Source organism: Paenibacillus sp. FSL H8-0457 (assembly GCF_038051935.1).
In the GTDB taxonomy this organism is placed as follows: domain Bacteria; phylum Bacillota; class Bacilli; order Paenibacillales; family Paenibacillaceae; genus Paenibacillus_AQ; species Paenibacillus_AQ lautus_A.
Genome location: NZ_CP150293.1, coordinates 2,549,203 through 2,563,869, shown reverse-complemented (window position 1 = coordinate 2,563,869; position 14,667 = coordinate 2,549,203). Strand labels below are relative to the sequence as shown.

The following is a 14,667-nucleotide window of genomic DNA, read 5'->3' as shown; positions in this document are numbered from 1 at the left end:
TGATCGTGCTTGGTTTCACTTTATTCAGCTTGGTTCCCCGCGCTTGCCTCTTCCTGCAGCCATTCCGAAATTCGGGGTACGATCCCCTCTGTCGACATGTGCTCCATCTTCGGCCCCGGCAAGGAATATAAGAAATACTTCCCGTAATAGGATTCAATGACCCGGGTATCGTACACGATCACGATCCCTTTATCTTGTGCTGTTCGCACCAGGCGCCCAAACCCCTGTTTGAAACGAATGACCGCTTGCGGAACCGAAAGCTTCATGAAGGGATTCTTCTTCTGCTGCTGCAGCAGTTCGCTCTTGGCTTCGACCAAGGGGTGATTCGGCGGCTGGAACGGCAGCCGGACGATGGCAAGACAAGTCAGCGCCTCACCCGGGATGTCTACCCCTTCCCAGAAGGAGCTGGTGCCCAGCAGCACGGAAGCGCTGCTGTCCTGAAATCTTCGGATTAACTTGGTACGGCTGGTTCCGTCCATCCCTTGTCCCAATACCGTGATGTCGCTTGATGCCAGCGCTTCTTTCAGCGGCTCGTGCACCTGGCGCAGCATCCGGTACGAAGTGAACAGGACGAGCATGCGGCCATGCGTAGCGACGGCCGTATCGGCTAAAGACTTCACGAGCGTATTCACAAAGAGTGCATCCCCGACCGATCCCTTCACGCTCGGAAAATCGCGCGGCACGACAAGAAGGGCTTGTTCCCTGTAATTAAACGGGGACGGGAGCTGAACCGTGTTCAGGTTCCCCGCTTCAGCCGCTTCCTGAAGACCCAGGTTCTCGATCATGAACTGAAACGATTTGTCCACCGACAAGGTCGCCGATGTCAGAATCACGCTTTGTTTCTTGTCAAAAAACAATTCCTTCAAATGAGAGCTCACGTCGACGGGCACGGCATACAACTGCAGCGATTTGCTGCGGAAATTGCCATTCGCCTCCATCCAGTATACCGTGCCCTCATCGTTCAGGGCCATGAAGGAGCGCAGGTCTTCGCGATGCGCGGCCAGGTCCTTAAATAGGCCCGATAGGTCGGTTAACAGGCTGTCCGCGCTGTAGTCATCCAAATCTTCCTTCATTTCGGCGATCAGCTTATCGCCCTTGCGCACGACATCGCCCAGCGTCAGATGAATTTGATGCTCCAGTTCGGCCATCGAATCCCAATCCTTCGGCTTCTTCAGCGGGGACAGGCGGAGCGAGAATTGGCCGGCATCTCCCGGAGAAGCGTCTCCGCGTTCCGGAAGCAGTCCGAACAATTGATCGCTGAGCCGATCCCAATTCTCTTTTACGGTAATCAGGTCCGGATACAAACGGTCGATGACGGAAGACCATTCGACTGCCTTCTCGTGCGGCGAAGCTTGCAGCAGCTGGCGCAGAGCCGGGAGCTGCCCGCTTCGGCTGTCTTTGTACAAACGGGTCAAGGTATGGACCACCGAAAAATACTTCATCTGCAAGCCAAGGTGCTTGCCGGCGACATCCTCAAGATGATGCGCTTCGTCGATGACGAGGCGCTCATAGCTTGGCAGCAGCTGATGATTCGCCTTCACGTCGGTGAACAGCTTCGAATGGTTCGTAATGACGACATCCGCGATGCCTGCTTCATGCTTGGCCCTGTGATAGTAGCATTTGCGGAACCAAGGACAGGCGCGTCCGAGGCAAGAATCAGAATCGCTGGAGATGGTCTCCCAAAAATCCCTTCCGCGTCCGCCAAGGTTTAGCTCTTCATCATCCCCGTTCTCCGTCTGGGTCAGCCAGACCAGCATCTGGGCCGCCGTGATTACGTCTTCCTTCGGGGAATGAAAATCTCTTCTATTTATTTTATGTTCAAATTTTCTCAAACACAAATAATGTCCCCTGCCCTTGAAAATGGCCGCCTTAAAAGGAAAAGGAACAACCTGGGTGAGCAGGGGAATATCCCGGTCACGCAGCTGTTCTTGAAGGTTGATCGTATGCGTGCTCACCATAACCTTCTGTTCCTGCTTCACGCTTTGATAGATCGACGGCAGCAAATATCCAAGGGATTTGCCGGTTCCCGTGCCCGCTTCGATCAATAGATGTTTATTATCATCCAGCGCCTGCATCACTTCCTGGAACATCATGTCCTGGGCATCCCTGCTCTCGTAATGAGGCAGCGTTTCCTTCAGGCGTTCACGGACTTCGTTCATGTATTGCTCGAAGCTTACATCGGCCAAAGGGTTGGGCTCCGTCTCATCTCTCACAGGTGCTATATCGTTCCAATCATCCACCGCCAAGGCAAACTGGCGGTAGTACGTATGGGTGTCCCCCGCTTGTACGGCTCGGTGCTCCCTGTCGGAACGAATGCCGTCAAAGAACCAGGCCAAGTCGCTGTCCTCGTCGGCAAACAGGTCGCTTAAACGCTGAATGGTGAGCAGCGGAAGCTCGTCGATCTCCTCCAAACATTTCAGCAGCGCATAGGCTGTGGCAAGCGCATCGCTGTCCGCCTGGTGCGGACGGTCATGCTCCAGGCCGAAATGAGAGGACACCATCCCGAGCTGGTAGGACGGGAGCGAGGGAAAGCATATTTTTAAGAAGTGCATCGTATCTAGAATACGGCCGCTGAACGGTAAATAGCCGCAGCGATCGAGCGCGTTTTGCAAAAAGTTAAAATCAAAAGCGACGTTATGTCCAACCAATACGACATCGTCGAGCATGGGCACAAGCTCCATCATCATTTCTTCCAATGACGGAGCATCCGCTACATCACTGTCGGAAATGCCGGTCAAACCGGTAATAAAAGGAGGGATCGGAATCCCGGGATTGACATAGGTGCCGTATACGCGGGATATGCTTCGATCCTCTTCGATGATGGCCAGTCCAACCTGAATGATTTCATCTGCAGACTGGTTGCCCGTGGTTTCAAAATCCAATACGGCAAATTTCATTTCGATAAAATCCCTTTCCTCCAGACTAATTAACAGCATACCAGAAGTTGCGGGTTTTGAACATTCCGGGTAAAAAATCCCCAGGCTTTCTGTACCGCTCCCGTACGCAAAAAGCGATGCCAAAGTCTCAAGGGTGAGCTCTGGCATCGCTTCTTGTTGTGGCTTGATTTCTACAGCAAAGAGATCAATTGGCTGCCGTACTGGAGCTCACCGCGATTCTGCTTGCAGACCTCCAGGTTGATCATGGGGTCGGGAAGCGTTGGATCGCTATGAATCGCCAGTGCAAAATGTTCCTCGGCCTTTGCTTGCTGTCCATTCAACACCTCAATGCATCCAAGCGCATTGTAGATCATCGCCCGAAGCTTTCTGTTGTCAGCCAGGGGCAGGATGGAGATCAGTACGTCGGATGCTTGGGCGGTTTGCCCCAAATACAGATGGGACATGGCAATGTACAACTTGATCAGAAGGCTGTCCGGAAATACCGCAGCGGCTGCCTCAAACTGCTGTATGGCCGGCTGGAACATCAACAGCTTGTAGTAACCTTGACCGCGAACGAACGCATCCAGCTGCAATTCAGGCGCTTCGGTCGGCGGAAAAACCGGAGGTGACGCTGCACTCTCGCGGAAGATGGCCATTTTTTCTTCAAAATGCAGCCACTCCTCGATAATGCCCTCGCTCATGCTTTTGAGCATGTTCCAGTTTTGTACCAGCGCCTGTTTTTGGGGACCTTGAGCAGAAGGGTAATGCTTCACAATTTCATCTAACATGTTGTTCATTTCGGCGAATACATGTTGAAACATAGCTGCATCCCACCCTTAGCGGAAAAATGAGATCAGTGCGTCGACCTGAACTCATTTTCTGTAGAAGACGGTCTTTTCATCCCTTTAGGGTCCCGACACATTTTGGTTCTTTAGAGAATGGCGGCGTGAACTTCGCGATATTCCGTCGTAACCGGCTTATTCGATTCGTCGACGATCACGACCGTCGGGGTGTGATGGTCGTATTCCTCTTTGGACATCATGGCATAAGAAATGATAATGACGTTGTCGCCGGGCTGTACAAGACGTGCGGCTGCTCCGTTCAAGCAAATGACGCCGCTGCCGCGCTCGCCTTTGATCACGTACGTTTCCAGACGGGCGCCGTTGTTATTGTTCACGATTTGAACTTTTTCATTCTCCAGAAGGTCTGCAGCCTCCATTAGATCCTCATCAATGGTAATGCTGCCCACATAGTTCAGATTGGCTTCCGTCACCGTTGCGCGGTGGATTTTGGATTTCATCATCGTTCTAAACATGGGATCCCCCTACTTTTGGTTGAAGTAATGCATTGTCAATGAGACGGGTGCGGCCAAAACGCACGGCCAGCGCCATGATGACGGTTCTGTCTTCATCCACAATGCGGTATGAATCTTCCACGGGCGCAAGCTCCGGGAAGGTGAGCAATTCCGCGTAATCGATATCAGCGAGCGGAGAGCGGGATATATAATCCCGAAGATGAGCGCGGATCTCTCCTGCCGTCGTCGCTTGTCCCTGCCGGATTGCCTCCTGAGCCGTCCGCAGCGAGCCCGACAGCACAAGCGCCTGTTCCCGCTCTTCCGGCTTCAGATACACGTTGCGCGAGCTTAGGGCAAGGCCGTCGGATTCGCGAATGATCGGACATGGCACGATGGTCACATCCATATTCAAATCCCGTACCATTTGTTCTATGACGGCCACCTGCTGCGCATCCTTCATCCCGAAGAAGGCAAAGTCAGGCTTTACGATATTGAACAATTTATTCACAACCGTGGTGACACCGTCAAAATGCCCGGGACGGGAGGCCCCGCACAACAATGACGTAATTTCCGCTACGGCAATTTTGGTTTTGGTCGGCTGAGGGTACATTTCCTCTACCGCAGGAATGAATACCACGTCCACCCCTTCGGATTCCGCCAACGCCAGGTCACGCGCTTCATCCCGAGGATAAGTTTCATAATCCTCGCCCGGTCCGAACTGAATCGGATTGACAAAGATACTGATGACCACCGTGCCTGACATTTCCCGCGCCTTCCGCATCAGGCTGGCGTGTCCTTCGTGCAAATATCCCATCGTAGGCACGAGGCCTACCGGGCCTCTGCCGGACTCCAGCCGGTCCCGAAGCTCAGATCTTAAATCCGCAATGCTGCGAATCACTTTCATGATGTCGTGCCCACCTTTTCCTTTTGGCTTCCATATAATGCCGTTGTCGTTTCGGAACCGGCATTGTTCTCCGTCTTGAACACATGCTCCTCGGCTGGGAATGCGCGGTCCTTCACTTCCTTCACATACTGCGTGATACCCTCGCGGATAACGGAGCCGACATCGGCGTAAGTTTTCACGAAGCGTTTGTCCCGATAAGGGGACGCGTATTTCAATATATCATGGAATACCAGCACCTGGCCGTCACAATAACGACCGGCGCCGATGCCAATGGTCGGGATGCTCAGCGCTTTGGATATGTCAGCAGCCGCTTCTTCCGTAACCAGCTCCAACACGATAGCAAATGCGCCGGCCGCTTCAAGCGCCTTGGCATCGTTCATGAGCCGCTGCGCATCTTGGGCATCCTTGCCTTGAATCCGGTAGCCGCCGATCTGGTTTACCGACTGAGGCGTCAGCCCGATATGGCCCAGCACCGGGACCCCGGATTGTACGATCCGTTTTACGGTATCGGCGATTTCTTCGCCGCCCTCCATTTTCACGGCATGCGCATGACCTTCCTGCATCAATCGCCGCACGCCGCGCAAGCTTTCATCGATGCCTCCATGATAAGTCATGAACGGCATATCCGCTACGATGAACGTATCCTCGGCTCCGCGAGCGACAGCGCGCGTATGGTACACCATGTCGTCCAGCGTAACGGGAATCGTGGAGTTATAACCCAGCACGACGTTGCCGAGGGAATCTCCCACCAGTATCATATCAATATCCGCTTCTTCCGCCAGCTTGGCGGAAGGATAATCGTACGCGGTCAGCATCGTGATCGGTACGCCCTTCTTCTTCATGTTCTTCAGTTTCACGATGTTCAGTGGTTGTTTGCCTGCCATTGTGACACAGCCTCCCTGTGTGATGTAGTTAGACACAATAAAAAAAACCTTTTAGCACGTACTTGCTAAAAAGTCCGAAAGGCAAAAAAGAGTCACTCGCGATCGTCCCTTCTGTCTCGGTCCTTTCGGCTCAGAGCAGAATCCAACGTAACCGGCATAACAGTTATGAAGGTGTTCTAAATCATAATTCCCACTTGCTGCAGAGTGCAATTCGCTCATGGCGATACCGCCTCTATAGTTGTAGTATATCAAATTCCAGCTCCGATTTCACCATGTTTCATTTACCTGGTATTAAAAAGAATATCGCCCGAATACACGGGAACGAGTTCACCATGCTGGTTGCGGATCAGCAGAGCGCCGTCCTGGTTGAGTCCCGTCGCAATCCCGCTAAAACGGTCACGGGCCGTCTGTACTTGAACCTCGCGGCCCACCGTTCCGGATAAAGCTTCCCAGAGCGAGGCTACGGGCTCGAAGCCCTGCTCGTTGTACAATTCGTATAAAACCTCCATCTCCGACATTATGGACTGGATCAGCGATGTCCGGTTGACGGTTTTCCCGCCGGCGATCCGAATCGACGTCGCAACGTTCCGCAATTCCTCCGGAAAATCCGCTTCTTTCAGATTCGCGCTGATTCCGATGCCGGCAATGCAGTAACGTACTCTTTCATCTTCGGTTGCAGACTCCAGCAGAATGCCGCAAACCTTTTTGCCCTGATACAGAATATCGTTCGGCCATTTGATGTCGGTTTGCACGCCGGCGGATTTAGCGATGGCGCGGCATACCGCCACGCCTGTCAATAAGGTAAGCTGCTGGGTTAGATGCAGCGGCTGCTTCGGCCTGAGTACCAGGCTCATCCATATGCCTTTGCCTCTCGGGGAATGAAATTTCCTTCCCATTCTGCCCCGGCCGCCCGTCTGCTCTTCCGAGATGACAAGCGTGCCTTCGGCTGCCCCTTCTTCCGCCAACTGCCGGGCATCCTCCTGAGTTGACGTCGTTTTGTCCAGCAGCTTGATCGATTTGCCGAAGTACCGACTGGTCATGCCCGCTGTCAGTTGATCCCCGCTCAGTCGGTCCGGCTCGTCCAACATGCGGTAGCCAAGCCGCGGAACGGCCTCGAAATCATACCCTGCATTCCGAAGCTTATTGATCTGCTTCCATACGGCCGTCCGGCTGATGGACAATTTTCGGCTAATCTCTTCCCCGGACAGAAACTGACCGGCATTCTCCTGGAACATTTTCAGAAGTGCGTTGTCTTGATCATGATCCTTCATTATGAATTACCACCCGCTTTGCTTCTTCAATCAACGATTCCTTATCGTTGTTAATCAAACCTGCCGCCGCTTTCCCCAGCAGCAGCCCGAGAAGTTCCCCAAGCCACGGGCCTCCGCGTCTGCCCAGCGTCTCAAGCAATTCGCTGCCGGTGATGGCCAAATCCTTCAAGCTGCGGATCCGGAGATCCTGCAGCCACACGTCAAGCTGCCGGATGAAGGTCAGTGGAGCAGTAGACGCTCCCGTGTGATGCAAAGCCGTTTGCATTTCCAGCCATCCTTGGGCTGCCTCGACCCCGTAGGCAAGGACTAGGCTGATCCACTTAAGCCTGCTGCTTTCGGCATCGCCCGCATTCGGTTGCTGCAGATAGGATTCATGCAGCGAGAGCAGTTTCACGATGGATTCCCGCTGCTTATTGGAGAAGGTCCATGACCGCAGCAGCTCCTCTGCTTGCTGAGCTGTAATGCCGCATGCGAGCAGGAGCAAGGACCAACGGATCGTGGCATGGTCCGGTTCAATCCGCTCCATGGCTTCGATCGTCTTCCTATCATGCGTGGTATAGGGAAAGGGCGCTTTCATCCGGGAATGCAGTCCGCTCCGGACAAACATCTCCAATCCGCGCAGCGGGGACGGCCCAGCCAGAATTTTCTCGAATTCGCTGCGGATGCGTTCCATCGCAATCCAGCCTAAGGTGTCTCTCTCCGAGAGGATCCCTCTCCATGTACGGAGTGCGATGGAGAAACCGAACACGGAGGCAAAACGGATGCAGCGCACCATGCGCAGGGCGTCTTCGCGAAAACGAAGACGGGCTTCGCCCACGCAGCGAATCACCTTTCGGTCAATATCCTCTCGTCCGCCGAACGGGTCAACCCAGGAACCGTCAATTCCTCTGGCCATTGCGTTCATGGTGAAGTCGCGCCGCCTCAAATCTTCCTTCACTTCCCCGACGAAAGCGACCTCCGTCGGATGACGATGGTCCTCATAACCGCTCTCCACCCGATATGTCGTCACTTCAAAAGACTGGCCTTCCATCAGCACCGTCACGGTTCCGTGCTTGATTCCTGTTGGAATTACTTTGGGGAAGACGGAACAGGTGACTTCCGGCAAGGCGGAGGTGGTAATATCCATGTCGCTGACCCTGCGCCCCATGTATTCATCACGGACACAGCCTCCGACCCAATACGCTTCATGTCCATGCCGAAGCAGAGTGCGGATCACATCCACACTCCGCTCGGCCATGTCGGGGTCCGCGTTGCGCCATCGAATCGAATTATACATATCTGCCATAGTTTCCCGTTCCTTTTATCCGAAAAACAACGAGAGGGTCGAGCTTAGCCGCAAACCGGCTTAAGCTCGCTAACCTCCCGTCCCAATACTCGGTAATAGATTTCCTCGTACTTGCCCCGTATCAATTCATTGCAGAACATCGTTTTGGAACGCTGCAGGCATGCCTTGCGCAGCCGTTCGCTAAGGGCTTCATCCTTACATATTTCAAGCACGTGCTGAGCCATCGAATGCGTGTCTCCGATTGGAGCCAGATACCCGGTTTCCCCATGGGTAACCAGCTCGGGAATGCCGCCTGCCGTGGATCCGACCGTTGGCACTCCGCACGCCATTGCTTCCAGGGCGACCAGGCCAAAGCTTTCTTTCTCGGATGGGAGCAGAAGCACGTCCGCCATCGAGATCACATGGGCAATCTCGTCTTGTTTGCCGAGAAAATGCACCTTGCTGCCAAGCCCCAGCTCATTGATCCGGCATTGGATCTTCGGAAGCTCTGGCCCTTCCCCGACTAACAGCAGTTTCGCGGGTACCTGCTCCTGCACCTGGGCGAATATTTCCAATACGTCGCCTACCCGTTTCACGGGACGGAAGTTGGATATATGCATCATGATTTTTTCGTTCGGATCGGCATAATCATTACGCAGCGATCTCGAATCCCGCGGATAATACACCCGCGGATCCACGAAATTATAGGTAAGGTCGATGTCGCGGCTTATATCCAGCAGCTCCCGCGTCTCACGAATAAGATCCTGAGAAACGGCGGTAACGGCATCACTTTCATTAATGGCAAGCCTGATCAAATCCTTCAGCGACTCGTCCTGCGCCAGCACCGTAATATCGGTTCCGTGGAGCGTCGTAACGACTTTCAGCTGATCTCCGACCATCTGCTTGGCCAAGAAGGCACATACGGCATGCGGCACGGCATAGTGCACATGAAGCACGTCAAGCTGCTGCATTTTTGCCACCTGAGCCATTTTGGTCGCCAGCGACAGGTCATATGGGGGATAACGAAACACATAATAGTCGTTTACTTCAACTTCATGATAAAAAATATTTTTATGGAAAGTTCCTAAACGGAACGGAATGCTGTGAGCGATAAAATGAACCTGGTGGCCTTGCTCCGCGAGGAGTTTGCCCAGCTCGGTCGCCACGACTCCTGACCCGCCGAGCGATGGGTAACAGGTAATGCCGATTTTTAATGGTTGCTGATTCATGTCAGGCCTCCTTTATGTACGCCTCTATATATTATGCCTGCTTGGGGCCGAATAGATGAACAACATACGGACTTTTACAAGCAAAGCCCTCTGCATAAGGAATAAGCCTGCGCGCTCCAAGCAGTGAATCCCTGGCCCGCACACGCTCGATGTACCCCTCGGTCAACGGGGTTGAGACTGCATCTTCTTCAGCCTTCTCGAACTGGGAACGGTAACAAGACAAGGCCTGCTCCTTAACGCCGTAATGCTCCGTAACGTCAACGACCAAATCCGTTCTTCCGATATCGTTTATGAAATAAAAATAAAGCTCGTCCACCTTAACCGGCGGCTGCTCGGGCATGTATCGGCGAAGCTTGGCATTGAATACCGCTTCCTCAACCAATCGGCTGCAAGCGACATGGTCCGGATGGCGATCCTCCCAGTAGGGAGCAAATACAATAGAAGGAGAAAACTTGCGAATCTCGGCCGTGACCCTTTCAATATGCTCCGGCGTCACGAACAAACCTCGATCCGGCAGCCCCAGATTCGTTCGGACCTTGAGATCCAAAATACCGGCAGCTTGCTCTGCCTCCTGCTTGCGAAGATCGACGGTGCCGTTCGACGACATTTCCGCCTGCGTGAGATCGCAGATCCCGACCGACAGCCCAGCTGCCGTATGCTTTGCAATCGTTCCTGCCATTCCGATCTCGGCATCGTCTGCATGTGCTCCGAAGATTAATATGTCCAGTTTGGTGTTCATCAGCTATCCACACCCGGTTTATATTTATGAACGAGTTCGCGCCATGCAAAATCGCCGCGGTCCAGCGCCTTGACGAGAATCTCAGCCGTCGCCACATTGGTAGCAAGCGGTATTCCCTGCACGTCGCACAAACGGAGGAGTGCATTGATGTCCGGTTCATGAGGCTGTGCCATCAACGGATCCCGAAGAAAAATAATCAGGTCCATCTCATTGTCCGCCACAAGAGCTCCGATCTGCTGATCGCCGCCCAACGGTCCCGAGGCAAAACGGTGAATGCTGAGTTTGGTTTGCTCCATAATCCGGGTTCCCGTCGTTCCGGTCGAGTATAATTTATGATCTTCGAATACATTTTCATAAGCGATAACGAAATTGACCATTTCCTCTTTTTTGCGGTCATGCGCGATAAATGCAATATTCATAGTAATTTCTCCCCTATGTTAGTCAATAAAATGATCAAATCCATACACCAATCCGGTGTAGCCCATTACCTTCTCTATAGCCATTTTCACGCCCGGCATATAAGCTGCACGTTCATACGAATCATGTCGGATCTTCAGGCTTTGACCGTAACCGCCAAAAATGACCTCCTGCTGGGCAAAAACGCCCGGCAGACGAACGCTGTGAATTCGGAAGCCGTTGTAATATCCGCCCCTTGCACCTTCAATGACTTCCTCTTCCTTCGGATTGCCTTGACGAATCTCCTCGCGGTTCGCCGCAATCATTTCCGCTGTTTTGATCGATGTTCCGGACGGAGCATCCAGCTTCTGGTCGCCATGGGTTTCGATAATTTCAACGTGAGGCAAATATTTGGCCGCCTGGGCTGCAAATTTCATCATCAGAATGGCTCCGATGGAAAAGTTCGGCGCGATCAAACCGCCAATGTTCTGTTCCGTACATTGCTTGTCCAGCTCTTCGATTTGCTCCGGCGTGAAGCCGGTCGTGCCCATGATCGGGCGAACGCCGTGCTTGATGGCCAACGCCGTATTGCTGTATGCAAATTGAGGCGCTGTAAAATCAACCATGACGTCCGGTTTGGATTCGACAAGCGCCATCTCCAGATCCGATGTCACCGTAATGCCGCAAGCAGGCAGACCTACCAGCGTTCCTGCATCGGCACCCGCATCCGACAAGCCGACGGCAGCAACCAGTTCCAGCTCCTCGTCCCCCAATACAAGCTTCACTACTTCTTTACCCATACGGCCGCCGGCACCGACGACCGCAACTGTCCATTTCTTTGCCATGTTACATATCCTCACTTTCCATCCGATGCTGTATCCTGCATATATGATTTCAAGCGCTGTTTGAGTTCCTCCATAATATGCTGCAGCCCGCTCTCCTGCGGGTACAACGAAATTACCTCTTTAAGCGTGGTAATGGCGAGCGCATGCTCATCGAGTTCACTGTAAACAAGAGCAAGCCATACATAAGCCTGAGCATACAAAGGGTCCATGGCTACGGCGGATTTCAGATGTCCCACGGCTTGATACAATTCAGCCTTGGTCACATCCTTGCGGTTTTCCACCATTTTTCTTGCTCGCTGCACCAGCTCCGCAGCCTTGATATGCTGTAAATGAAGAGCATATTCCGGTTTGTCCGGCTGCAGCCTGACGGCTTCCTCCGCATGCGTAATCGCCATCTCCAGCTTGTTGCTTCTGCCGTAGGTAATGGAGCACCGATAATGCACTTCGGCATCTCCTGGATTCGCGATGATCGCTTGCTCAAACCAACGCAACGCTTCTTCGAAATCATTTTGAAGTATGCATCGATATGCTTTTTGTATATAACTTTCAGGTTTCACGGGCTGTCCCTCCCCACAGCGGGTTTGGTACAGCATATGTAGCAGCTGCCTAATCGGTGTTTATTTTCGTCCAACGATCGGCATCGCGCGTAGAAAATTTATGCATCACTTTATCATGCGCTTCCGCGAGATCGATGCCGAGGGAATTGGCAAAACAGATCGTAATAAACAATATATCTCCAAGCTCCATTTCGATGGAATTTTCCGCTTCATCCGCTTTTTTCGGCTTCTCCCCGAACTGATGATTAACCTCTCGGGCGAGTTCCCCCACCTCTTCCGACATTCGGGCCATCATGGATAAAGGACTGAAATAACCTTCCTTGAATTGTGATATGTATCGATCGACTTCCTGCTGCATTTCAGCCATTGATTTTCCCAAGACTCTTAACTCCCTTCACTGCACAGTCAGCCTCAGCTTGTAACCTTCAAGCTGGGGCAGTCTTCTCTCATACGAGCGATTGGTTTTAAACCTATGTTATCGTAAAGCGGATTTGAAAACAAATAATTTTTTATTGCTGAAACCATATCGGCGCATACTAGACAGGTGTGAAGCAATCTGCAGACAATCGGAAATATCCACTATTGGAAATGCGAGGGTTCTTATGAAAACGTCCAAGTTGCTCCATCAGCTGCAAACGATCATTCCGATCATCGCCGGTTCCGCCATATACGCATTCGGACTGCTGTATTTCATCATTCCGAATGAACTCATGGAGGGTGGGGTCACCGGCATTACCGTACTGCTAAATTACGCCTTTAACATATCGCCGTCCATTTCAACCATGGCATTGAATATCCCGCTTTTCCTGGTCGGAATGAAAATACTCGGCAAACGCCAGTCCGTCTATACAGGTCTCGGCATCGCCTCCTTAACCCTGTTTCTGTGGCTGTTCGAATTACTGATCGACCGCGGGTATGTCGTGCCTTTTCACACCGAGCATGATTATATTCTGGCTGCGCTTTATGCGGGGGTGACATTGGGGGCCGGGCTCGGCATCGTTTTCCGGTTCGGCGGGACGACTGGCGGCTCCGACATCATCGCCAGAATCATCAACCGGAAATTCGGCTTCAGCATGGGCCAGATCATTTTATCCCTCGATATTTTGATTATCGGTCTATCCTTATTCTTTATCCCGCTAGAGCGCATATTGTATACCCTGGTCGCCGTATTCATCGCTTCCAAGGTGATCGATTTCATACAGGAAGGGGCTTATGCCGCCAAAGCCTTCACCATCATCAGTGACCGGGCGCCTGATATCGCAAATCGCATATCCACGGAAATGGATCGTGGGGTCACGCTGATCCCGGCTATCGGCGCCTACTCCATGCAAGCCAAGCATATGGTATACTGCGTCGTATCGAGGCAGGAAATTCGCCGCCTTACGGGAATCGCCAAATCCTTGGACCCTCGGGCGTTTATTATCATTAATGATGTCAATGACGTGCACGGGGAAGGTTTTAAAGAGGAATAGCCCGGTTTGCACCGGGCTATTCGGACCATGATGGATATTCGACTACTTTCGGGGGAACATCGGTTTTGCGCTGTACAGCTGGCCGCGGTATTTGCGGTACCCTGCAAACGTTAATGCCGCCAAAATAAAAGCGGCAATGACCAGCTGCCAAGTCCATGGCTCTTTAACCTCTCCCAGCGGAGCAAGCGCAGGCTCGTCTTTTTTCTTGCCGAATAACATATTCATCATTTCCTCGCCCTGCGGGACCACTTTCTCCACTTGCGCCGCGTCTCCGGATGCCACCAGCCCCCCTGCATAGGAAATCCAGGATTCCATCATGTTGACATCCTCGGGCTTGCGCTGAATGACAACGGAAGGACGGATGAGCTCATAATGCTCGCTCAGGCTGTCGTAGGCTCGTCTCATGCCAGCCTGATCGTGCTGCTGCGCATACTGTCCCATGACTCTCAGGTCTTCGCGTATGACCTTGTAATATTGATGCCATAACGCATCCCTGGCATGGATCAGGCTATCCGCTGCCATTCGGAGCTTGCCGGCGGACACCATCCAGTGCTGGGGCTCCTGCGTCGCCCGTGCCGTAGCTTCTTTCATCTCCAGAATGCTCTCAGCCAACGCGTGGATCCCCTCGACGCCGGTCAATCCTTGAAATGAGGAAGCCTCAAACAGCCCGGATACCCGGCGAATATCCTCTAACACGGCTTGTACATTGCCTTCCTCCACATGGCGGTATAACTGCTCCACTTCCTTGTTCAGCGCTTTGGCCTGAATGGATGCAGCGGGCGAAGACTCCGACTGTCCGTTTGCCGCCGGGCTAGCCCATATGGGATTACCCCAGCCTGCGGTAACCAGCAGAAGCAGTGCGGACAGGCACAGAAGGAGCTTCGGAAAGATTCGTAACATGGGACATCCCTCCTACCGTATATGTATGGCAGAAGG

General features: G+C 52.8%; 15 protein-coding genes. 1 reads left to right on the top strand and 14 read right to left on the bottom strand.

Annotated elements, in window-relative coordinates:
* Positions 1-20: 20 nt before the first annotated feature.
* The 13 genes from dinG to MHI43_RS11265 form a co-directional block, all read right to left on the bottom strand.
* Positions 21-2,897: an ATP-dependent DNA helicase DinG gene (dinG, locus tag MHI43_RS11325; RefSeq protein WP_036665605.1), complete on the bottom strand. Its 2,877-nt coding sequence runs from the start codon at positions 2,895-2,897 to the stop codon at positions 21-23.
* A 170-nt stretch (positions 2,898-3,067) separates the two neighbouring features.
* Complete coding sequence (locus MHI43_RS11320; RefSeq protein WP_341283258.1) at positions 3,068-3,673, bottom strand: hypothetical protein; 606 nt, start codon at positions 3,671-3,673, stop codon at positions 3,068-3,070.
* Positions 3,674-3,807: 134 nt separating this feature from the next.
* On the bottom strand, positions 3,808-4,191 hold the full coding sequence (gene panD / locus MHI43_RS11315; protein WP_015734561.1) for an aspartate 1-decarboxylase: 384 nt from the start codon (positions 4,189-4,191) through the stop codon (positions 3,808-3,810).
* Positions 4,184-5,074 carry a pantoate--beta-alanine ligase gene (gene panC / locus MHI43_RS11310; RefSeq protein WP_036665607.1) on the bottom strand — a complete coding sequence of 297 codons (891 nt, stop codon included), beginning with the start codon at positions 5,072-5,074 and terminating at the stop codon, positions 4,184-4,186. The genes panD and panC overlap by 8 nt, the downstream gene beginning before the upstream one ends.
* Positions 5,071-5,958, bottom strand: coding sequence for a 3-methyl-2-oxobutanoate hydroxymethyltransferase (gene panB, locus MHI43_RS11305; RefSeq protein WP_015734559.1), 888 nt, complete (start codon positions 5,956-5,958; stop codon positions 5,071-5,073). The genes panC and panB overlap by 4 nt, the downstream gene beginning before the upstream one ends.
* A gap of 281 nt (positions 5,959-6,239) precedes the next feature.
* Positions 6,240-7,229 (bottom strand): biotin--[acetyl-CoA-carboxylase] ligase, encoded by a 990-nt coding sequence (locus MHI43_RS11300; RefSeq protein ID WP_036665609.1) that lies wholly within the window; start codon positions 7,227-7,229, stop codon positions 6,240-6,242.
* Entirely contained in the window at positions 7,216-8,514 is a 1,299-nt protein-coding gene (locus tag MHI43_RS11295; RefSeq protein ID WP_036665611.1) for a CCA tRNA nucleotidyltransferase, read from the bottom strand. Before MHI43_RS11295 ends, MHI43_RS11300 begins: the two co-directional genes overlap by 14 nt.
* A gap of 44 nt (positions 8,515-8,558) precedes the next feature.
* Entirely contained in the window at positions 8,559-9,722 is a 1,164-nt protein-coding gene (gene bshA / locus MHI43_RS11290) for an N-acetyl-alpha-D-glucosaminyl L-malate synthase BshA (RefSeq protein WP_015734556.1), read from the bottom strand.
* A 31-nt stretch (positions 9,723-9,753) separates the two neighbouring features.
* Entirely contained in the window at positions 9,754-10,461 is a 708-nt protein-coding gene (gene bshB1, locus MHI43_RS11285) for a bacillithiol biosynthesis deacetylase BshB1 (RefSeq protein WP_036665612.1), read from the bottom strand.
* Positions 10,461-10,880, bottom strand: coding sequence for a methylglyoxal synthase (gene mgsA / locus MHI43_RS11280; protein WP_015734554.1), 420 nt, complete (start codon positions 10,878-10,880; stop codon positions 10,461-10,463). The genes bshB1 and mgsA overlap by 1 nt, the downstream gene beginning before the upstream one ends.
* Before the next feature lie 18 nt (positions 10,881-10,898).
* Complete coding sequence (dapB, locus tag MHI43_RS11275) at positions 10,899-11,702, bottom strand: 4-hydroxy-tetrahydrodipicolinate reductase (RefSeq protein WP_036665614.1); 804 nt, start codon at positions 11,700-11,702, stop codon at positions 10,899-10,901.
* A gap of 11 nt (positions 11,703-11,713) precedes the next feature.
* The gene (locus MHI43_RS11270; RefSeq protein WP_009595137.1) at positions 11,714-12,259 is read right to left on the bottom strand and encodes a tetratricopeptide repeat protein; all 546 of its coding nucleotides are present in this window, start codon (positions 12,257-12,259) and stop codon (positions 11,714-11,716) included.
* A 49-nt stretch (positions 12,260-12,308) separates the two neighbouring features.
* A complete protein-coding gene (locus tag MHI43_RS11265; protein WP_015734553.1) occupies positions 12,309-12,638 on the bottom strand; it encodes a nucleotide pyrophosphohydrolase in 330 nt (109 codons plus the stop codon).
* Between the two features lie 223 nt (positions 12,639-12,861).
* On the opposite strand from MHI43_RS11265, the gene MHI43_RS11260 reads away from it, so the two are divergent.
* Positions 12,862-13,731, top strand: a complete 870-nt coding sequence (locus MHI43_RS11260; protein ID WP_015734552.1) for a YitT family protein — start codon at positions 12,862-12,864, stop codon at positions 13,729-13,731.
* A gap of 42 nt (positions 13,732-13,773) precedes the next feature.
* Here the strand turns inward: MHI43_RS11260 and MHI43_RS11255 are convergent, their stop codons facing one another.
* A complete protein-coding gene (locus tag MHI43_RS11255; RefSeq protein WP_015734551.1) occupies positions 13,774-14,631 on the bottom strand; it encodes a sporulation protein YpjB in 858 nt (285 codons plus the stop codon).
* Positions 14,632-14,667 lie beyond the last annotated feature (36 nt).